The organism is Pseudoalteromonas sp. RWi3 (assembly GCF_054960735.1).
Map to the genome: position 1 here is coordinate 148315 of NZ_JBHNYL010000004.1, position 20017 is coordinate 168331.

Genomic DNA, 20017 nt, shown 5'->3' on the forward strand with positions numbered 1-20017 from the left:
CTACTTGTTCCTATTTATCCAATCAATGAACTGATTTAGAATCTGCTTTCTAAATTTTTTGAGGATATTCATGAAAAACCTGATTGTTATTTTGTCTTTACTGACATTGTTATTTACTACCAGCTTTGATGTAGAAGCACGTAAAAAATTTGGCAGTAAAAAGCGTGGTAAAACCCCAGAAACTCAACAAACAGCGCAAAAACAACAAACCGATACAAAGACAATTGCCCCCGCCACAAAGCCTAAATCAAACAAAAAAGGGATCATGGCCGGTATTTTTGGTGGGCTATTAGCGGGCGGTTTGATTGCCGCGATGCTGGGCGGTGACTTTGAAGGTATGCAACTATTTGAAATATTGTTACTCGCAGCGATTGGGTTTATTATTTTTAAAATAGTGATAGGTATTATACGCCGTAAAAATACCCCGGCTTATGCTCACGCTGGGCAAAATACCCCACAAATGAAGCAAAACGATACTGCTCAAGTCAGTTCAACTGGTTTTGGTCAAACAAGCAATGTGCCATTTAACCTTCCACCTAACTTTGACACTAGTGGCTTTCTACAAGGTGCTCGTAGCCATTACCACACCCTACAAACAGCGTGGAACAATGCTGACTTTAGCACAATGGCAGAATACCTAAGCCCAGAGCTTGTTGAAGAATTTAAAGCAGAACGGGAAGCGATTGAGAGCGTAGCAACAGAAGTGATGTTTATTGATGCAGAGCTCGTACGCGCTGACACTAACGCGCAGAAATGGCAAGTAAGTGTTCGCTTTAAGGGTAAGTACCGCGACCTAGATGATAAAGAAGAGCATGCAATTTTAGAGATTTGGCACTTAGAACGTGCAACTAGCGATGATTCACCTTGGTTGATCGTCGGTGTTGAAGATTTAATCGACGCATAATTTAGTATACCCAAACAACATCTAGGGGCAAAATTCAGCATTTCACAGGGGCTTAATATCAAAGCGTTACTTTGCAAGCATGGCAGTCCCTTTGAAGAAGGAACAACGATGGGACTAAGTCTTTGTGAAACGCTCTACGGGTTGGTTTAAAAGCGATTTATACTGCGTTATTGATTTTAATAATAGAACCACTATTACCTGCAATCAATGCCTTGCCTAAATCGCGTTTAATTCCAACGACGCTCGCATCTTGAGGTCGCTTGGGTGTAGATAAAAAAACCGCACTTCATACTATGAAGTGCGGTTTTTTATTGTATTACCTACATGGTATTACTTACAAACGTCAGCTACAGCGTTAGCAAAGTAGTCAATATTTGCTTGGCTTATACCAGCGACATTGACTCGGCTAGAGCCAACAATATAAATACCGTACTCTTTTTGTAAACGCTCTATTTGCTCTTTATTAATACCTAAGAATGAGAACATACCATTCTGACGGTCAATAAATGAGAAGTCTTGGTCAATATCTTTTGCCGCTAAGCTATCTTTGATCAACGTACGAAGACCATTAATACGGTTACGCATTTCATCAAGCTCGCTGTGCCATTCTTGAGTAAGCTCTGTGCTTCCTAAAATAGTGTTAACAATATCTGCACCGTGCGCTGGCGGCATTGAGTAAATGCTGCGTACAACACTCAGCATGACTGAGTTTGATATATCAGCAGATTTGCTATCTTTAGCGATGATTGAACATGCGCCAATACGCTCACGGTATAAACCAAAGTTTTTAGAACATGAAGAACAAATTATCAACTCATCCACTGCATCAGCCAAGATACGTAAGCCATTTGCATCTTGCTCAAGACTTGCACCAAAACCTTGGTATGCAATATCAACAAGTGGCGTAAAGCCTACTTCTTTCGCAAGTTCTGCAACAGCTTTCCATTGTGTTTCGTTTAAGTCCATACCACTTGGGTTATGACAGCAAGCATGCACAAGTACCACATCACCTTTTGGTACTTGCTTAAGTGTGTCCATCATTTCATTGAACAGTAAGTCTTTATTTTCGTAATCGTAGTAAGGGTATTCTTTTACAGTCAAACCCGCCGCTTCAAATAAACTAATATGATTAGCCCAAGTAGGATTAGTAACCCAAATAGTTGCTTCAGGGTTACAACGTGCAACAAATTCAGCAGCAACACGTAATGCACCGGTTCCACCTGGCGCTTGCGCTGTACGTACGCGATTTGCAAGTAATGCTTGGTGCTCGCCTAATAAAAGGCTTTCCATTTTTTGGCAGTAATCTAAGTTGCCAGCCAAACCAATGTACGATTTACTCGTCTCATTTTCTAAACGAAATGCTTCTGCTTTTTTGACGGCCGTTAATACGGGTGTATTACCTTGCTCGTCTTTATAAACACCAACCCCTAAGTCAATCTTATTTGGGTTAGTATCTTGCTTATAGGCCGCCATAAGGCCAAGAATAGGATCTGTTGGTAATGGTTTTAGTACTGAGAACATTGACTATCTCTTATCGTTATTTAGGGGTTAGCTGTTGTACTTAGCTTAACATAAAAGCTCACTAGAATGACTAGTGTTATTTACACTAAAAAGTGAGGAATTTTAATACAGCATGCAATTAATAGTGCAAGCGTTTGCTCAGTGAAAAAATCATTATTAAATGCTTCACCATCTACAATCCCTACACAGTTATTTTGCGCATCAAAAAGCGGTAAACAGGCTTCTGATTTCACTTTAGGATCACATGTGTAATATTCTCCGCCGCTCGCTAAATACTGCTCCACGTTATTGATCACCCGACCTTCACTGCTCATAGCAACTTGAACATTATTACTACCACTAGCAAACTGTTCTGTTAACGGAAAAAGAGGTCGGCTGGGCGCGCCAAAATAAGCAAGTTTAAGTAATTGCGCTCCCTCTTCGGTTTGGGTATTTTGATATATCCCGAACCAGTCAATACCCGTTTTCTCAACAACATAATCAACTACGCTTTGTAACTGAGCCAGTCTTTGCTCAGTTTGAGTATCTTCAGCTAGATAATCGGTGAGCTTAAATGGTTCATCCTGTAGGTGACCAAATAAACTACATGCTCCACCTTCGCCAAGTTCAGGTATTTGATACTGCCAGCGAACGGCAGGAGGTTGGCTAGTAACCAAAAAGTCTTCTAGCTTTGCAAGCTCCAAAGACACTAACTGTTGCGGCACATTAAGTTGTGCATGAGATAAATAAGAAGAAACCATCTAGCCGTCCAAATATCTAAATAAAGCAAAATAGTAACATGCCGTTTATTTGTAGACCAGCTTTGTACCTAAGTTAGTTTATAACACATTTCTATTTGGTTTCCGGAGGCGTTATAAGTCACCTGCTCTGCTATTTCTTCTAGTAAAGAAATACCACGACCATGTTCTCTCGATAAGCTCAATCCGTCATTAGCAGTACTTTGATGGCCATTTCCCGAGTCACAAATAGTAAAATAAAGACGTAAGTTTTGTGGGCAGTAGCGAATATCTACGATGATCATCGCTCCTTGCAAACTTTTTAGGGCCACTTCGCGTTGTTGGTAAAATTCTAAAAAGCCATCTTCTTGGTTTTTTATATCAGAATCTAAGCCGAGTAACCCATGATCAACCGCATTGTTGTAGGCCTCAGACAAAAGCAAAAATATATCCGAGCGATGTGATCTCAAGCCACTTATTCGAGTTAATACATCTACTATCTCAAGAACTGGATCAGTGCTTTTTATTTGCGTCGAATTCAAACTTAAAGACATATTAAATGGCAGTGGTGAGTAACTTTCTAGTTCGCCTTCTTGCTGCGGCACTTGTAGACAATTAAACAACACAATACTTAAATCATCTTGTTGCTTTTCGCCTTGTGCAAAATGCGTGACATGGTGAATGATGTCATCGCACGAAATGCATGGTTTCTTCGCCAGTAAGTCTATAAAGCGATGCTCTCCAAAATACTCTTCTTGATTATTTGTTGTTTCAATAATTCCGTCTGTGGCTAATACAACTCTCATCGTACTGTCTACTTCAAAATGAATCAGCTCACGTTCAAACTCATACGTTTCTAATATACCCAACGCCATATGTTGCGATTCTAAGGTTTTAAGCACTTTACCTTGTTGATTTATAACATAAGCATCAGGTAACCCTCCTAGCCAAGCAGAAACACTTTTCCCAGAGCTACTAAGCTCGATAATAGTGGCAGCACAAAACATGTTACCTGGCAGCAATTTAGCCAATAATGTGTTTATTTCATTAGCTATATCACTAACAACCATCCCTTGATTAACCATAGTGTAGAACACTTTTGAGGTTGGCAGGGCCCCAACTGCAGCCGCAAGACCGTGCCCAGTAAAATCTCCCAGCATGCAATACAGGCTGCCTATTGGGCTTTGAGCAACTAAAAACACATCCCCATTAAACATAGAGGCTGGCGATAAATGAAAATCGATGTTATCTGGAAAATCATATTGGTTTTCAAGTGCATTATTAAAAATATGCTCAACAATATCGTGCTCACGCTCTGTTTGATTGTTGTGGTATTCTAATAATCTATTTTGTTTTTGCGCTTCAAGGCTGAGCTGGCGAGTTCTACTGTGGGCTTTTATTTTTGCTGTTAAAGTTATTTTATCAAAAGGTTTATGAATGAAGTCATCACCGCCGACTGCCAAGCAACGCTCAAAGCTTTTTTTATCATCCAAAGAAGTAATGAATATTATAGGAAGGTATACATCTTTGCTGCGCTGCTTTATTTTGGGGGCTGTTTCGTAGCCATCCATTTCTGGCATTATTACATCTAATAGCACGATATCAACTGAGCTACTATCGAGCACCTCAAGTGCTTCAATACCATTGCAAGCTGTTACTACATCAAAATGTTGTTGCTCAAGCATGATCTTGAGCAAATCCCGATTAAGCTTTTGATCATCAACAACGAGGATGCGCATTAGTCAATATCAAACTTTTTATCAAACCGTGATATTTGTAAAATTTTCTTTAGTTGTGGTTGGCAGTTGCTAATACGGATTGAGTCTACAGAACTACCCAGTGTTTTTTTCATATTCAGTAGCATCCCTAAAGCTGAACTATCCATATAATCTGTTTCGCGCAAATCAATTTCCACTTTATCAGTACTATTGCCAATGTCGGCATAGGCTTGGCGAAACAATTGCACTAGATTAAAATCGAATTTACCTTTTATTTGAATTGTTAATATTTTTCCGTCACTCGATAGTGCTTTACTTAAACTCATTGTTTACTCCATATTGAAAACATAATCCGTTCTAATTGTTAATATAAACTCATACGTCCATATACGCCAAAAATAAAAGCAGGTTAGCAGAAATTTGTTATCATGCATGCCACAGAAGTCTATTTTTTCATAACAGGTTTAGCATGAGTGATAACAATCTCGTTTATTCAACAGAAACAGGTCGTATTAACCAACCTAAAGCAAGTAAAGAAATTGCCTCTAAGGTATTTAAAGACGGTGCTTTACGCATCGAGCGTCAAACCAAAGGCCGCAAAGGTAAAGGTGTTATGCTTGTAGTTGGTCTTGATAGTGAACAACATGACCTTAAAAAATTAGCGAAAACTATCAAAAGTAAAATGGGTCAAGGCGGTGCTGTGAAAGATGGAGTGATCGAAGTGCAAGGCGATGACCGTGAAAAGCTAAAAGCCATTTTAGAAGCCTTAAAGTTTAAGGTCAAAATCGCTGGAGGCTAGGGTTTAAAGGCGCTCAATTAAGGTTTTATAAAATAAAGAGAACATCTCTACTAAACCATGAGCGCCATTCCAACTAGCTTCTTAGAGCAAAAGTAACCATCACAACAGCATGGTCTGTGCTTTGATCATCAATATCGAAATCTGGGTTTATTAAATGCCTATCGTATGTATTGTATGCTGCGACGTCATAAAAACTATCATCGTAGCTTGCATCAAATTCGCATGATAATAAAACATAATCGAGCACCGAGCTGTTTGCGCCAAAATAGTGTGTGGGTGTGCGTGTTGGTTGTGATTCATCAACCCTGGAAGCAGCTACTTGCACTAAAGCATTATTAGTCAAAGAGTTAACATACAAACTCCATGCATCATAAAGACAGTATTTTGCAAGGAAAGCTTTAGCGTCAATGACTGGCGCAAACCGTAAACTGTTAGTCAGTAAATTACTCAACACGCCATCAGTAAGGCTATTATTGAAGTCTCCCATTAAAATAACTGGGTTTTGTGAACTCTCCCGTCGAGTGATTATTTCTGACATTAACAGTGTAGCTTCGCTGCCACGTTGCACCGTTGCTCCCCAGCCTCCTACAATTTGCGCACGTAAATGCTCAATAATGCATTTTTCTGGCGTAACATCATTAAGCTCTGCAATGTCGATTGTTGAGCGTTTCGACTTTAAATGAACAACATAGCAATCCGTTTCACCTAGGTGTGGTAAATCCACCGTTGCCCGAAGCACTTTACGGCTGTATTCAAAATTAGCATCTAAACCTAGCATAAGAGCTAAATTGCGATCATGCTGCACAGCCTTGATGTCGGTAATAGGGTAACGGGAGGCAATCGCAACAACCGGCCGTTTATAAATAAAATCATCAATTATCTGCGGTTCATCCACTGTAGCAAAATAGGTATAACCCGCTTCGTATAAAAGGGTTTTGAGTGATTCAATACTAAACACCTCTTGAAAACCAATTACATCGGGTTGATATTGCTTTAAATAATCAGTAATCCAACTCTGTTTTTTAGCCCATTGCTGCGCAGTATAAATTCGCTCAAACTCATAAAAAGCATTAGGCGGCTCAAGATAATTAAATAAATTGAACGTTGCCACCTTCAGTTGGTTGTGCCCAATATCACTTGATGCATTTTCTCTGGTTTGCACAGATTTACAGCCCTGTTGTATTGAATGACACTGGATAATAAACGCCTACTAGTTGAAAAATCAAAGTTTAATGCTAAATGGACAACATCAAAATGCAATACTGATTCATTACAGTCAGTAACCTGAATACTCAAGACGAAGTTTTTGCATCTTAATAACATGGATTTACGTGCCAATAGCTTGCTTTACTCATGTAAATCCAAGGTAGTTTAAATAACTTTGTTATCTAAAGTTAAAGCTAAATTATGTGCTGGCTACTTTAACCCTGCTTTATTTGGTCAAGTTGATCATTTAGTATAAATAACGCGTAATAGAACTAATACCTAAAATTTATTAGCAACGATTAAGGATTCCTGATGAGTGATAACGATTATACCCCGCCTCAAGTATGGCAATGGGATGCAAACAATGGTGGCGAGTGGGCTAAAACAAACCGCCCGGTCGCTGGCGCAACTCACCAACAAGACTTACCCATAGGTGAACACCCTTTGCAACTATACTCGCTAGCCACTCCTAACGGCCAAAAAGTAACAATAATGCTCGAAGAACTTTTAGAGCGCGGATTTAACGAGGCTGAGTACGACGCTCATTTAATAAAAATAGGTGATGGAGATCAATTCTCATCGGGGTTTGTCAGCGCAAACCCTAACTCAAAAATACCTGCATTAATGGACCACAGTACTTCACCAATCACGCGCGTTTTTGAGTCAGGTGCAATTTTACAGTACTTAGCTGAAAAGTTTGATGTGCTTGTACCTCGCGACCATACGAGTAAAACAGAATGTCGCAACTGGTTATTTTGGCAAATGGGATCTGCACCCTATTTAGGCGGCGGGTTCGGTCACTTCTATGCGTACGCACCTTTTAAAATGCAATACCCAATTGACCGTTTCACCATGGAAGTTAAGCGCCAACTAGATGTGCTCAACCGTCACTTAAGCGATCACGACTACATGGCAGGCAGTGAATACTCAATTGCGGATATTGCTATTTGGCCTTGGTATGGCAACTTAGTATTAGGTAATTTATACGATGCAGCCGAATTTTTAGACGTTGAGTCATACACTCACGTTCTTCGTTGGGCCAAACAAGTAGAACGCCGCCCAGCAGTAAAACGAGGCATTCGCGTAAACCGTACATGGGGCCCAGAAGAAGATCAACTCGCAGAACGACACAGTAAAGATGATTTTTAAAATCATCTTTCGTTGGACATAGTTATTTTAACATTGTGTAAGTAAATTCTTGTATGAAAAAGCTCAGTAAAGAAGAAGTCTACCAAAGACTTAGTAACAACGAAGACGCCAGAGCATGTAAAGCCATTGACGATAATGCCTGCAAAGTTGTACCTGGCAATTTTATTACACTCTTGGTCAGTCAGCTGTTTAGTAAGTTTGCTGACGCTTTACTCAACCCAAAAGTTACGTTGCCTTGGCTATTACAAAGTCTAAACGTACCCAGCAGCTTCATCGCTTGGCTAGTGCCAATACGAGAGTCCGGCTCCATGCTACCGCAACTTGCAATTGCCAACTTAATTAGGCAATGCAAAGTCAGAAAATGGGTCTGGGTTGCTGGTGCACTCGTTCAAGCGCTTTGTATTGTTGCTATGCTCATCAGTGCTTTAACCTTAACTGGGAATGCTGCAGGATACGCAATCATTGCCTCTCTTATCGTATTTAGCCTTGCTCGTGGGTTTAATTCGATTGCCTCCAAAGATGTACTCGGCAAGGTGATCCCAAAACAACAAAGAGGTAATATAAGTGGTCTTGCTGCCAGCTTTGCAGGCTTTGCCACCCTAACGTTTGGACTAGGCTTATGGTATTTACAAACATTAGGCTTTGAAAATGGCGTGTACATTGCGCTTATGCTCGCCGTTGTTATGTGGCTATTTGCAGCACTGTCCTACAGCCAAATTAAAGAATATGCTGGTGCTACTGAAGGCGCTAAAAATGGTTTATTGCATGCGTTATCAAAATTGACGTTGCTGGTTGAAGATAAGCAATTTGCTCATTTTGTTTTTACTCGCGCATTGCTGCTTTGCTCAGCTTTGAGCGCGCCTTTTTATATTGTGCTAGCAAGCGAACAAGCGTTCGATTTTTCATTGCTTGCCACCTTTATGGCTTTATCGGGACTTGCAAGCCTAGTTTCGGCACCTATTTGGGGAAGGCTAAGTGACTTATCCAGTCAACGGGTGTTGGTGTTTGCTGCCCTTTTAGTCACGTTAAACGGATTTTTAGTGTACGCCATCGCTCATTTTAGCCCATCGATGTTAGATGAGTTTTGGCTATTACCCCTGTGTTACTTTTTCCTGACGGTTGCTCATCAAGGTGTCAGGCTTGGCCGTAAAACCTACTTGGTCGATATGGCACAAGGCAATAAGCGTACTGATTATGTTTCTGTCAGTAATACGGTGATCGGGCTTGTATTACTTATATTAGGAAGCGTGGGCCTTCTTAATGCTTATTTATCAACTGCTGAACTCATTTTATTTTACAGCTTACTTGGTTTAGCAGGTGCTATAAGTGCCTGGCGATTACCCAATACCTAACGCTGACAATAAAACTTCGCTGTATTAACTTACTAAAATAAAAAAGGCGACCGAGGTCGCCTTTGTGCTAATTTTTTAAGTGTTTATCAAAAAAATCAAGAAACGCCTGCAACGTTTTAATTCGGTAAGGCTGGTGTGACAAATAGTGATCGCCATCTTCAAGTTCAATGTAGGTCACGTCTTTCCCCTCATCACTGAGCTCGTCTTCCATTTCACGGCTATGATACACAGAAACGATATTGTCATCTGAACCATGCACCAATAGCACTGGACGGTTAATTTGTTTTGCAAAATTAACCGGGGAATATTTTTCCAGCTCGTCATCGTCGGTACCAAATTGCTTGCGCACAATTTCTTTATTAGTGAAATAACGCGCTTTTGAAACAATGTATTCCAAGTCTGTTACACCCGCAAAGCTTGCTGCGCATTTAAACGTTTCAGGGTGCTTAACGACGGCCATCAATGCTGCATAACCACCATAGCTTGCGCCACCGATACAAATTTTGTCTTTATCAGCAATCCCTTCATCAACTAACCAAAGCGCGGCATCTTGGAGGTCGTCTTGCATTTCTTTACCAAATCCTTGCACCGAGGCCATCATAAAGTCATGCCCATAACCACTTGAGCCCCTAAAGTTTGGTTGCAACACCGCATACCCATTGTAAGTTAATAGTGCAGTCCAGTAATCAAACCCGGCATAATCACGTGCCATAGGCCCACCATGCGGAAACACGATGGTCGGCAACTTATCTCCTGCTTTATAACCCACAGGTAAGCTTAAGTAGCCCTCAATGGTCAGTCCATCTCTGGCTTTGTAACTAATGTGTTTTTTATCAGTGTAAACCGTGCTATCAATATCTGGGTAAGCATTGGCAAATACCACCAGCTCGCCACTGTCGCGGTTACCTAACATGTAAGTGCCGGCACTGTCATCACCGGTTAAATAAATAACATATTGGCGCTGGTCATGGCTGGTATCGATAATATCCAAATCAAATTTTTCGCTGGGTAACACTGAACGAAGAGAGCTGTGAAGTTTATTTAAGTCTTCATCCCAATAGCGTACACCATCTTTAAGTTGGGAATGGGTAAATCCAGCCACATTATTCGTCAGTGACGAATAGAAAATAGAGCCATCAAAATCGTAATTGTCATCACTAAAAATCAACTCTTTTTTATTGGTGGTTAAATCCATTTTATACAAAGCGTCACGACCATCTTTTAGCGCGGTGTAATAAATAACGTTAGGGTTTTTATCAAACCCTAAAATACTCACACTCTCTTTGCTAAATGCACTAAAACTAAATAACGTTTTACGCTTTGCTCTGTCTTCGGTATATAAAATATATTCAAATTGATCTTCATCCATTTTCATTGCAATGCGCACATTGCCTTGCCGATCAGCAATCCAGCTGGTTACTTGGCTTCGTGCACGCTGCACTTTTTTCTTGCGGGAGGTATTTAAATTAAGCTCATACACCGCGGGCGTGTTTGCTATATCGTAATCACCCTGAACTAAAATAGTGTCTTTTCGTTCGGGTAAAAAACTAATCACTTGATCGCCAAATTGAGGCTGGCGCTCATCACGATTAAAGTTGGGCTTTATGGCAAGTTTTACGCCTTCTTTCTCTTTTATGTTGTAGGCATACATGCGTGTTGATGAGTATTTTGGACCACCAAACTCACGCTTTATGTAACGTGCCCCTAGCAACAAAACCTCGTCATTAGCCCAAGTGTACCAATCAAAGAAAATAGTGTGGTTATCAGAGCGAATTATTGGTGTGAAATCTTTCTTTTTTCGGTCATAAACCATTAACACCAATTCACCATTGACGTTACGAACAAAAGCAAGGTTTTCGCCATTGGGAGAGAGCTTTAATTGGCTAAAGGCTTTGAGCGATGCAAATGCCTCAACAGGCAATGCGGTTTTTTGGCCAGCTAACGCTATAAAGCTTAGTAATAATAACAAAGCAGGAAGTATAAACTTCATAGAAAGTCCATTTAAATTATTGTTGTAACAGCAACTTTAGCATAGCCATAATGGGAACTTCTACATATTCATTTTTCACACATTGAACTGCAGCTCAAATTACACTTGCTTACAAAACTAAGATTGTAAAATCAGCTTAACTGTTAATAATGTATTTACAAACATTACCAACGATTAAAATTAAATGGAATTAAATATGCTCAAAACATTTTTAGCCACGTCAACTCTCTTAGCATCGTCGCTTGTACTTGCAAGCCAACAACTTGCTATTAAAACAAACAATGAATTAATAACCACAGACACTTCAATGGCATTTGCCTACAACGATGAGTTACAACAATTAGCGCAAGTGGATTTAGCAAAAAATCTTAATTATATGCTCACACTACCACAGCACTCTTTGGGCTTTGACACGGCTATACTTGCCAACAAAGAGCACCCTCAGGCATTGATTTTGACCACAGATGGAGTCTACCTTAGTGAAAAAGATAAAAGCGTTTTATTATTCAAATATGAGTCCATTTTAAACCGTTTAGAAAGTGATAAATTCACTAAGGTAAACTTTATAATTGATGCCAACAAAGATGGTTTAAGCGATATTCTTTTGCCAGATATTGAAACAAATACCTTGTACATTCAGGATAAACAAGGCAAATTTCACGCGCATACCTTTACTAAACAAGCTCAATTTAAGGGTGACTTTAGATCCAACCGATTTAAATTAGATATTGATATTAGTATTGCACCACAAGTCATCGATTTAAACCAAGATGGCCTGACTGACTTAGTATTTTCAAACAAAAAGAACGCCCAAGTATTATTGGCCAATGAAACTGGTTTTGCACAAAACACCTCCTATTTAGACTTCAACATGCAACTTGGCAAAACACCGAATGGTGAAACTCTCGAAATTGAATCACTGCTGGATATAAATAACGATGGTTTTGTTGATCTTATTACCAAAAGAGTACCTGACGTTGATGGTATGGATGCGATGAGTGCAACAGTTCACCACCAACTTCACATGGGATTAGCCACAGGCGGCTTTGCACAAAAAGCGACCAAGCTGCCTAAAACCAGTATGATAGGCGATTTAAAGTTTGATGAAGATTTTGATAACGATGGCCTGATGGACCTACAGCTATTTAATATCGATTTTGGTCTAGGCACCATTGCATCAATGGCAATGGGCGGTGGTGATACTGAGGTAGATGTTGAGTTCTCCGTGCATAAACAGCTGGCAAATGGTCAATTCAGTGAAGACCCAAATGCCGATTTTGAAGTAGAAATGCCACTTTCAATGTCTAACAACTCATCACTCAAACCACTACTTTTAGGTGATATAAATGGCGATAATAAACTGGATGCTATTTATAAAAGCGGCAGTAAAACGCTCTCTGTTTACTATGGTGGAGGCGACGACTTACTCACCAGCAAACGCAAAAAAATAAAACACAAGTTACCAGAAAAAAACCACAACATTCTACTGCTCGATATTAATAATGATGCAAAAAAAGACTTCGTATTTAAATTTACCGACGAAGACGGCACTAGCACAATTAAAACTATTATTAATTAACAGCCAGCGTACTAGGCTTATTACAACTTATCTGTCGTATAGCAACTATTGCTATACGACCACTCGCTTGGTGTAAACGTTTCAACACGTAGTCGCTCATATCTGCTGTGAGACTTTCTACCGAGTAAATTTAGATTTCAACTCACAGACATCGATCAGCGTAAATCGGACGGTCGAACAAACTCATTTTTGGACATAAATGAGTTTCATGGAATCGTAGATTAGCACTTCATGAATTACCTCAGATATGTCAAACTCGGACAGACAAAAGGCAAGAGGTGCCCCCCGTTACACTCTATATTAGTAACTACTAAACCGCTTTTATCTTACTTTCAAAAGGAAGAAAAAAGTGAGGAGGTACTGGAAGTTTATATGCTCTACAAGCCATCAATACTATCGGGTATAAGCCATACTTAATAGCTGATAAGTTTTCAAAATACAGGGTTTCACGACATTCACTAAAAATATCACTTAATAGTTCATTTTTAGTTAATTTAAAATCAAAGTCAGACAAACAAAACCCATGATACTTTCCACCAATATACAATTCTTTCTCAGACTCTTCATCGGGATACCATAGTTGAATACTACAATGCGACAAGTGGTTAGTTTGAATTTCACTTAACTTGGTATAAAGCTCATCAAAGTTAAATAAGGCAGAAAAACACCCAATATTAGAGTACAATATACTACCAGCTGTAGATTCTTCGAAATATTCAGTTGTACCATTTTTAGGGTGTTCGAGTAAGTCCATATAATCGTGCAAAATACAGGGGTAAGCACCGTTATTACTTAAGTTAACAGACACTCTTAATAGCATTTCTTCTAGCCAACCTTTCACTTGAGTAATCTTAGATAGTGATGCTAAAAATAATACAGCAAGAGTGATATCAATAGCTTGCTCATCTTTTAATGGCGAAAATAAGATAGGGTTATTACTTATCAAGTTTATTATACAATCAGCTACAAATAATGCTTGCTGTTCACTAGCTTTAGATTCACTATTACTTTGTTGACAAATTTCTAATTCCCATAGAAGCCATATTCCTAGTATAGAGATACGGCCAAGTAAATCGAAAAGTTTGAGGTTAATATCAACTGTAGATGAAGAGCACACTCCACGAGAGATAGCACCATATTCATGTGCGTATGGGGTGATGACTTTAGTCATAAAATCATGATTAATTTTAAAATACGTATTCTTAATAGAGAGTATGACTGATTGAATTAGTTTGGCATTTTTAGATTTTCTTGAAAAATAATCATTACCGACATGCCAAGCATTCAACAATGCTACCTCACTAGAAAGATAAGCACTTTCAAAGTTTTTCTCTTTTCTTGACCAGCCATACAAGATCCAAAGACATATGTTGATTTGTCTTAGGCTCTTTAACACTTTTTCAGGAGGCGCATTGTCGGCTGCCTCTCTTAATATACTAACAAGGCATGCAAAGTACCTAAATGAGGTATCTGGCTCGTCAATCATCGAAACAGACTTCCTTAACAAGGAACGAGTGTCATCAGGCATAAAATTTTCATGTAGAAAGTTATCATTAATAAGGCTTGCAAGTTTATCCCCGTTCCATTCCTCGAATTCAATATTTTCATTCGTCTTCGTTCTAGAATCTATATAACCAGTAAATAAATCTCTAACAGGGGTTTGCACATCGCCACCAAAACAAGGGCAAATAACAATTGGTTTGCCTTTGTGCTCTGGTGGTAGCCTATGAGGAATATAGGAATCAATAATTTCATCTAGAGATGGTCTTAATACTTGGTTTTCATTTCCATTCCATGTAGAGCGAGTTAAGTCTCCCGCTTTAATTGAAAAGAGGTAAACCTTTTCAACTCCACCATATAACGAGCCAACAGCGGCAACATCCACGCCTCTTTCGCTTGCCCCCCTTATTGGTTTGCCAAAGACAGTCAAACCAAGCTGGCTTAATAAATCAGGCAATATTGCATCGAGTTCATCTCTTTCATTAAGAGAGGATAAATATTCTTTAATAACAAGCTTCATAACTTACCCCTCATACCTAAATATATTAATTAGTCGGTTTAATCCAGCGGGATCTATAGAAAAAAATATAGGCACTTCTGTTGAGTGACTTATTGTGCTGAGAGGCATTACCTGCCTTTTTGACTCTCCATTGCCATCATACTGTTTAAAAACAGATTTATTTCCATACAATAATACTTTGGAGTTATTACCAAACAATGATGCCAAGAAAGATGTCTTGTGTGCCTCTTTCATCATAGCTTCATTTTCAAAGTATTTTTTTCGACCCATAGCCTCTCTATGCCTAGTGCTAGGGTGAAGTTCTTTGTTTAAAGATGCTTTCTTTAGAACATCATGATAGGCATCATTTTTCTTCAATATATTGAGTAACACTTGGGTTTTCTTTTTCCGTTTATCCAACTTCGCTATATGCTCTTTAATAACCCCCTCAACAGCTTGGGGTGTATTCATAAGTAATGGGTAAAATAGTAACTCAGATATTTTTTCAAAATCAGAGTCATCACAAATTTCCAGTACCGAAAGTACATAGAATGTAGCTAACTTCGGTTTGAGAAATAACCAGCCAACGGCTTTTCTTGCGATATAGAAATAGTCCTTGGTCTCTTCAATTTTGCTTACTTGAGAGGGAGAGTTTTCATGTTCGAAAATAATGTCTGAAGCAGCCTGACAAAGGCAGTGATTGCCCGAATAAAACCAACGAGTAAATAACTGTTCATGATCTATGTATTCACTTTCCCATATCGCTCTAGAGATATCATGAAAGCTGGTGATTTCGAAGTTGGCATCGCCACTGACAATAAGCTTTTGTTCTAATAACCCTATAACTTCAGCGCTCCGTTCCCTGTTTAGAAGAGCCGTTAACGCATGGTCGACAGTATGAGTTTTTTGCCAATCAGTAATTGAAAATTTATCAAAGAAACTTAAAAACAGCACCTCACATTCTGTTGGTAAATGCTCTTTATCCAACCAAACTATTCGTGATACTTCTTCTAGCAACATAATCGATTCGTCAAGTAAGCATAATGTTATGCTTTTAGTGGCATTAGCAGCAAGTGAAGAGTCTTTTTTGCATATTTCATTAATAGTCTGTAAACAACTTCTAGCAAGTTCATCAGTATGGTTTTGTTCTAATAGTGAATGTATATGCTCAAGGGCTTTTGCTAGTAAGTCACTGTTGCTTGAGTATTTTAAATAACCTAATGCTTGTATTGCTTCTGTTTGTATTTTTTTATTTGAATGAGCAGTCAGTTCTAGGGCAAATTGAAAGCTTTCTTCGATAGAGATCTTCGATTGACTGATTAAAGTCGCTCTTAAAAAAAACTCCCACTCAGTCGGTGACTTAGCCAACATTTCAACAGCATCTACAATTCGTGGCTTATTTTCTCCCAAAAATTCACTTATAGGTATATAGCAATATTCTCCCTTACTTTGAATGTTTCGGCTTGTTTCAAATACAGATTTAGTAGGAGCTTCAATTAAACCAATCACACCCAAGTATTGTCGTATACGAGAAATATTTTCATCTGAGAAATGAGGGGAATTTAAAAATTCTAAAACGTTCAATTTCCCTGAGTTATGAGCACTGGCTAGTTTTTGGATAACCTCTTTGTATTCAAAACGATAATCATCAAGAAGCTCCACTAACGGCTGATAGTAATCTTCAGTCGCTAACACTTCTTCTAATTTCTCATTAAAATCGACTTTTTCATTCTCTTTCACAACAGCCTACACCTTGTTATTATCATTTGATGTCAAACAACCATATGATTAATATGAATTTATTTGCAAATTCTTGTAGCTAAATAGCATCTGCGAATTGAGTAGCAATCATATCAGTAGACACGGTTCAACCCTGAAGTTAATCAACTAAGCACATATTGATTCATTATAAAATTTTGGTCAAACACAGATTTATGATCCCGTGATGAACTGTGACTCAAAATGATAATGGGGCAAATTGTAGTTGGCTTAAATGTGAAGCAAATCGGAATCAGCCAACTGTTATTTGTCCCGCTGGAACAGCTTGTATGGCTAATCTTCTTGCAGAACTAAATTAATATGATCACTTTCTTCAAGTGGGACAATTAGATCATTACCTGTAAAGTCGTCATCACTATAAGCCTCAAGAAAGAGCTTATGAAATTCTTCAACTGCATCGTGAATGAAGCCAATGTCGGCTTTAATACCTAAAGTAAAATCTTTTTCGTTTAGAGCAAAACTCTTCAAGGCATCGAAATCAAGCCCCGCGACATTACCTGTTTCATCTTTTTCTAAAGAAAAGTCTTCTTCATCAAAATCACTCTTGTTATGAACTAGGCTGTTTCTTAGTTTGATTAACTCTACCAAGGCAGCGTAGATTTTGTGGCTGGTATTTAATGAATATTTATATTGAGTTAACAAAGGAACAATATTAATCAATTTCCCTTTAAAGTTCATAGACATAAGCCCTGATAACATTTGCTTTGAGGCTTTACCATATTGATTATTAAAATGTTTAATCAGATGATCATTTAAAGAACACTCCAATGCAGCTGCTAGAGTCAGCACAAAAGGAACCATAAACAGTTTTGACTTCTCAGAGTCATTAAAGTACCACCCCATTTCCCCTCTAAGATCTAAGAGCAATTGCAGGTAAGTATTGTACTTATTCTGAAATCTAGATATTTGAATACTCTTTGAATTCATCTCATTCCTTGACGAGTAGCCGCGAGACCTTGCAAGGTGCTCCACCTTGTGAAGTAGGAGGCCAAGCATGTATAGATGCAATAATAATACTCAAAAAAATTACTGTAAATCATACAATAAAGTAAATGTTGCCTCGGTACAATGCGAACAAAGTGATACTGCAGTTCAGCGTATTTCCGAACTACTTAGAGTAATTGAAATTACCGATTACGACAAGGGTGTACCCACTGCACACAGATTAGAGCTATACAAAACCAATCGTATTGACTGCTATAGAGTCGTAGTTGATGGCAAGCTTTGGAAGGAGCGTAATGGTGGAGCAACATTCTTGCTGGCATAAGAAAGGCACTATGGTTGCAACTCGCAATGGGATAAAAATGTGCCTGCCCAGATCCGACTGACTCGAAGCTGGACAAAAACGTTTTAAGTCGTCGGCTGTATAAGGCGAAATTCTCATAAATATTTTATGGGCAACGCTCGATTAACGGGTTAAAAATTGTGGGCTAAACTTGACCGAAGCGAAAAGCCCGCAAGTTTTTAATCTCTGTTTAATTGCTTATTAGCAGTTTTATGCTTAGACAAGAACGTTTCATAAGAAATGCGTTTTGGCTCTTTAGACAAGAAAAACCAAGGCTTGGCTTCTTGTTTCGCTCTCTGCCAATCATGCTTAAGAAGTAGTGAAATTCGCTCTATGAATTCAATATGCTTCTCAGTGGCTAGTTTATTATCTTTAAATCCTTCCAGTAAACCCAAAATGGCAATATCCATTTCATCTATTGGGTTTAGCAAATGAAAAAATTCAGTATATAGTTCAGACAGCCTAGAAAGGGATTTACATTCAATAGCAGTTGTAACATCAAGAGATTTAGTTCGAATTTTATCCCGCCAAATTTCCCGCTGCTTAGTTATATGTTCCATCGCAATCTTTCTCTCAGATGTTCTGAAAGTCACTAATCCAGCAACTAAACCGGCAACGACGCCAGAACCCAAAATAACACTTAAACTCATATTAATATATCCATGAATTACGAATCCGACTTAAAGATCTTGCTAGCAGTTTTACCCAAGAATTCTTTTTGCTCGTTCGACTACGTGATCAAAAGTCATAATAGACAAATTATGGTAGCTAGAGTTAAGAATTCTAAATGCTTCTTGCTGCTCTGAATTCCAATTCTTTGAACGACCATAAATAAGCGTACAACGTGGCTTAATGGTTCTTACACCACCAACTCTTTGGAAGAATTTATGACTATCCGCTTCTCGTTCTACTTCATGGATGTAAATCGATGCTTGAGTAATAGCTTTGATCAAATCTGAGTGTGGAACATAATTTCCATGATCCAAAGAAGGATACCAAAACTTAAGTCCCCCTTCTGGGCGCTTAATTTCAACTATATCAAGAAAACCATCATAACTTTGCATCAAGAAATCAGAGATATTAGATGTATCAATGGTTCTTTCATCAAGTACTTTCACAAAGTCAGTACCTAAAACCCATGAATTAACTTCAAACCAGCTTTGCCAGTTATTCTCCGTTAGATCGAGTTCCAACATTGCATTGAATTCATCAATTGCTCTCGAACGTTTCGCATGAGCTAATCCAGCTTCAAGATCACTAGGTATAACTTCATTTTCTACTAAAAAATTAAGCATTCGATCTCTATCATCAAGATTTAGCAACTGCTTAACTTGTTGTGCGACACTTGAGTCATATGGGTTATCTAAAGGGATATAGGCTTTTGTACCATCTTTAAAAGGCTCATAGTTTTGTTGAATAAAACCAATTAAATTTGAAAATTCATCGCCCGTTAAAGTAAGCTCACTTTTAGGGTTATCAAGTTCTACAATTTCAGATTCATTCCACTCTTTAGGCTTTTTATAACGGCCTACTTTTAAATGAATTTCGTCTTCACGCGTATTATGTGGCACTTTCCAAAGCCCAGCACGAGTGACTACAGTTTTTTTATCTTTTAAAACTGTAAATTTTTGACCGTTGACTTTTGCCACAAATTTCTCCGTGTGATTAGACTGCTAACATTTTAGTATTAATACAGCATGCAGTTTATGTTGCATAATCGATTGTTGGACTGAGACGTTAGCGGCTAGGTGTCAGAATTGGTGTTGTTTATGTGATGGGAATTTGCTTTTAATGACCTAAGCTGTAATAAGCCAATTTCATTGCCGTATCTGGTCTTATTTAAGCTTTCCCTGCATTGCTCAGCGCTTATTATGTATTCATTACACCTAAATTTTCCTTAATATGCAATTATATTTTTATACGTAGACCACTAGCCTTAGCAATTAAATAGGTTACTAATTGATTTTAAGCAGCTACCTAGCTGCTCAGTCGTTCTGTTTTGGGTAACTTCTGTAGTTCG

At 38.5% G+C, this 20017-nt stretch carries 17 protein-coding genes; 6 read left to right on the plus strand and 11 right to left on the minus strand.

The window, feature by feature from the left end; genetic code table 11:
- Window positions 1-70 precede the first annotated feature (70 nt).
- On the plus strand, window positions 71-904 hold the full coding sequence (locus tag ACFI4Z_RS07990) for a Tim44 domain-containing protein (protein ID WP_462670123.1): 834 nt from the start codon (window positions 71-73) through the stop codon (window positions 902-904).
- Between the two features lie 330 nt (window positions 905-1234).
- Here ACFI4Z_RS07990 and ACFI4Z_RS07995 read toward each other — a convergent pair whose 3' ends face one another.
- The 4 genes from ACFI4Z_RS07995 to ACFI4Z_RS08010 all read right to left on the minus strand — a co-directional run bounded on the left by ACFI4Z_RS07995 (window position 1235) and on the right by ACFI4Z_RS08010 (window position 5185).
- The gene (locus tag ACFI4Z_RS07995) at window positions 1235-2425 is read right to left on the minus strand and encodes an amino acid aminotransferase (protein WP_462670124.1); all 1191 of its coding nucleotides are present in this window, start codon (window positions 2423-2425) and stop codon (window positions 1235-1237) included.
- An 80-nt stretch (window positions 2426-2505) separates the two neighbouring features.
- Complete coding sequence (locus tag ACFI4Z_RS08000) at window positions 2506-3165, minus strand: GAF domain-containing protein (RefSeq protein WP_462670125.1); 660 nt, start codon at window positions 3163-3165, stop codon at window positions 2506-2508.
- A gap of 68 nt (window positions 3166-3233) precedes the next feature.
- Entirely contained in the window at window positions 3234-4880 is a 1647-nt protein-coding gene (locus ACFI4Z_RS08005; RefSeq protein WP_462670126.1) for an ATP-binding SpoIIE family protein phosphatase, read from the minus strand.
- Window positions 4880-5185 carry an STAS domain-containing protein gene (locus ACFI4Z_RS08010; protein WP_099296902.1) on the minus strand — a complete coding sequence of 102 codons (306 nt, stop codon included), beginning with the start codon at window positions 5183-5185 and terminating at the stop codon, window positions 4880-4882. The genes ACFI4Z_RS08005 and ACFI4Z_RS08010 overlap by 1 nt, the downstream gene beginning before the upstream one ends.
- Window positions 5186-5328: 143 nt before the next feature.
- Between ACFI4Z_RS08010 and ACFI4Z_RS08015 the strand changes: the two genes are divergently transcribed.
- A complete protein-coding gene (locus tag ACFI4Z_RS08015) occupies window positions 5329-5658 on the plus strand; it encodes an SUI1 family translation initiation factor (RefSeq protein WP_099296903.1) in 330 nt (109 codons plus the stop codon).
- Window positions 5659-5731: 73 nt separating this feature from the next.
- Here the strand turns inward: ACFI4Z_RS08015 and ACFI4Z_RS08020 are convergent, their stop codons facing one another.
- Complete coding sequence (locus tag ACFI4Z_RS08020; protein ID WP_462670234.1) at window positions 5732-6769, minus strand: endonuclease/exonuclease/phosphatase family protein; 1038 nt, start codon at window positions 6767-6769, stop codon at window positions 5732-5734.
- Window positions 6770-7176: 407 nt separating this feature from the next.
- Between ACFI4Z_RS08020 and yghU the strand changes: the two genes are divergently transcribed.
- Entirely contained in the window at window positions 7177-8013 is an 837-nt protein-coding gene (gene yghU / locus ACFI4Z_RS08025; RefSeq protein ID WP_462670127.1) for a glutathione-dependent disulfide-bond oxidoreductase, read from the plus strand.
- A gap of 53 nt (window positions 8014-8066) precedes the next feature.
- Complete coding sequence (locus ACFI4Z_RS08030; protein ID WP_462670128.1) at window positions 8067-9365, plus strand: MFS transporter; 1299 nt, start codon at window positions 8067-8069, stop codon at window positions 9363-9365.
- Window positions 9366-9432: 67 nt separating this feature from the next.
- On the opposite strand, the gene ACFI4Z_RS08035 is transcribed toward ACFI4Z_RS08030, so the two are convergent.
- Window positions 9433-11355, minus strand: coding sequence for an alpha/beta hydrolase family protein (locus ACFI4Z_RS08035; RefSeq protein WP_462670129.1), 1923 nt, complete (start codon window positions 11353-11355; stop codon window positions 9433-9435).
- 196 nt (window positions 11356-11551) lie between these two features.
- On the opposite strand from ACFI4Z_RS08035, the gene ACFI4Z_RS08040 reads away from it, so the two are divergent.
- Window positions 11552-12934, plus strand: a complete 1383-nt coding sequence (locus ACFI4Z_RS08040; RefSeq protein ID WP_462670130.1) for an FG-GAP repeat domain-containing protein — start codon at window positions 11552-11554, stop codon at window positions 12932-12934.
- A gap of 310 nt (window positions 12935-13244) precedes the next feature.
- On the opposite strand, the gene ACFI4Z_RS08045 is transcribed toward ACFI4Z_RS08040, so the two are convergent.
- The 3 genes from ACFI4Z_RS08045 to ACFI4Z_RS08055 all read right to left on the minus strand — a co-directional run bounded on the left by ACFI4Z_RS08045 (window position 13245) and on the right by ACFI4Z_RS08055 (window position 17639).
- Window positions 13245-14954, minus strand: a complete 1710-nt coding sequence (locus ACFI4Z_RS08045) for a hypothetical protein (RefSeq protein ID WP_462670131.1) — start codon at window positions 14952-14954, stop codon at window positions 13245-13247.
- 3 nt (window positions 14955-14957) lie between these two features.
- A complete protein-coding gene (locus tag ACFI4Z_RS08050) occupies window positions 14958-16673 on the minus strand; it encodes a hypothetical protein (RefSeq protein WP_462670132.1) in 1716 nt (571 codons plus the stop codon).
- A 312-nt stretch (window positions 16674-16985) separates the two neighbouring features.
- On the minus strand, window positions 16986-17639 hold the full coding sequence (locus ACFI4Z_RS08055; protein WP_462670133.1) for a hypothetical protein: 654 nt from the start codon (window positions 17637-17639) through the stop codon (window positions 16986-16988).
- A 67-nt stretch (window positions 17640-17706) separates the two neighbouring features.
- On the opposite strand from ACFI4Z_RS08055, the gene ACFI4Z_RS08060 reads away from it, so the two are divergent.
- The gene (locus ACFI4Z_RS08060) at window positions 17707-17979 is read left to right on the plus strand and encodes a hypothetical protein (RefSeq protein ID WP_462670134.1); all 273 of its coding nucleotides are present in this window, start codon (window positions 17707-17709) and stop codon (window positions 17977-17979) included.
- A 197-nt stretch (window positions 17980-18176) separates the two neighbouring features.
- Here ACFI4Z_RS08060 and ACFI4Z_RS08065 read toward each other — a convergent pair whose 3' ends face one another.
- Both ACFI4Z_RS08065 and ACFI4Z_RS08070 read right to left on the minus strand, forming a co-directional pair.
- Entirely contained in the window at window positions 18177-18647 is a 471-nt protein-coding gene (locus ACFI4Z_RS08065) for a hypothetical protein (RefSeq protein ID WP_462670135.1), read from the minus strand.
- Window positions 18648-18698: 51 nt separating this feature from the next.
- Window positions 18699-19646, minus strand: a complete 948-nt coding sequence (locus ACFI4Z_RS08070) for a Shedu anti-phage system protein SduA domain-containing protein (protein WP_462670136.1) — start codon at window positions 19644-19646, stop codon at window positions 18699-18701.
- Between the last annotated feature and the right edge of the window lie 371 nt (window positions 19647-20017).

What these genes read in the sequence shown, in the direction of transcription:
- ACFI4Z_RS07990 (WP_462670123.1), top strand. Translation starts at nt 71, where the DNA reads ATGAAAAACCTGATTGTTATTTTGTCTTTACTGACATTGTTATTTACT.
- ACFI4Z_RS07995 (WP_462670124.1), bottom strand. Translation starts at nt 2,425, where the DNA reads ATGTTCTCAGTACTAAAACCATTACCAACAGATCCTATTCTTGGCCTT.
- ACFI4Z_RS08000 (WP_462670125.1), bottom strand. Translation starts at nt 3,165, where the DNA reads ATGGTTTCTTCTTATTTATCTCATGCACAACTTAATGTGCCGCAACAG.
- ACFI4Z_RS08005 (WP_462670126.1), bottom strand. Translation starts at nt 4,880, where the DNA reads ATGCGCATCCTCGTTGTTGATGATCAAAAGCTTAATCGGGATTTGCTC.
- ACFI4Z_RS08010 (WP_099296902.1), bottom strand. Translation starts at nt 5,185, where the DNA reads ATGAGTTTAAGTAAAGCACTATCGAGTGACGGAAAAATATTAACAATT.
- ACFI4Z_RS08015 (WP_099296903.1), top strand. Translation starts at nt 5,329, where the DNA reads ATGAGTGATAACAATCTCGTTTATTCAACAGAAACAGGTCGTATTAAC.
- yghU (WP_462670127.1), top strand. Translation starts at nt 7,177, where the DNA reads ATGAGTGATAACGATTATACCCCGCCTCAAGTATGGCAATGGGATGCA.
- ACFI4Z_RS08030 (WP_462670128.1), top strand. Translation starts at nt 8,067, where the DNA reads ATGAAAAAGCTCAGTAAAGAAGAAGTCTACCAAAGACTTAGTAACAAC.
- ACFI4Z_RS08035 (WP_462670129.1), bottom strand. Translation starts at nt 11,355, where the DNA reads ATGAAGTTTATACTTCCTGCTTTGTTATTATTACTAAGCTTTATAGCG.
- ACFI4Z_RS08040 (WP_462670130.1), top strand. Translation starts at nt 11,552, where the DNA reads ATGCTCAAAACATTTTTAGCCACGTCAACTCTCTTAGCATCGTCGCTT.
- ACFI4Z_RS08045 (WP_462670131.1), bottom strand. Translation starts at nt 14,954, where the DNA reads ATGAAGCTTGTTATTAAAGAATATTTATCCTCTCTTAATGAAAGAGAT.
- ACFI4Z_RS08055 (WP_462670133.1), bottom strand. Translation starts at nt 17,639, where the DNA reads ATGAATTCAAAGAGTATTCAAATATCTAGATTTCAGAATAAGTACAAT.
- ACFI4Z_RS08060 (WP_462670134.1), top strand. Translation starts at nt 17,707, where the DNA reads ATGTATAGATGCAATAATAATACTCAAAAAAATTACTGTAAATCATAC.
- ACFI4Z_RS08065 (WP_462670135.1), bottom strand. Translation starts at nt 18,647, where the DNA reads ATGAGTTTAAGTGTTATTTTGGGTTCTGGCGTCGTTGCCGGTTTAGTT.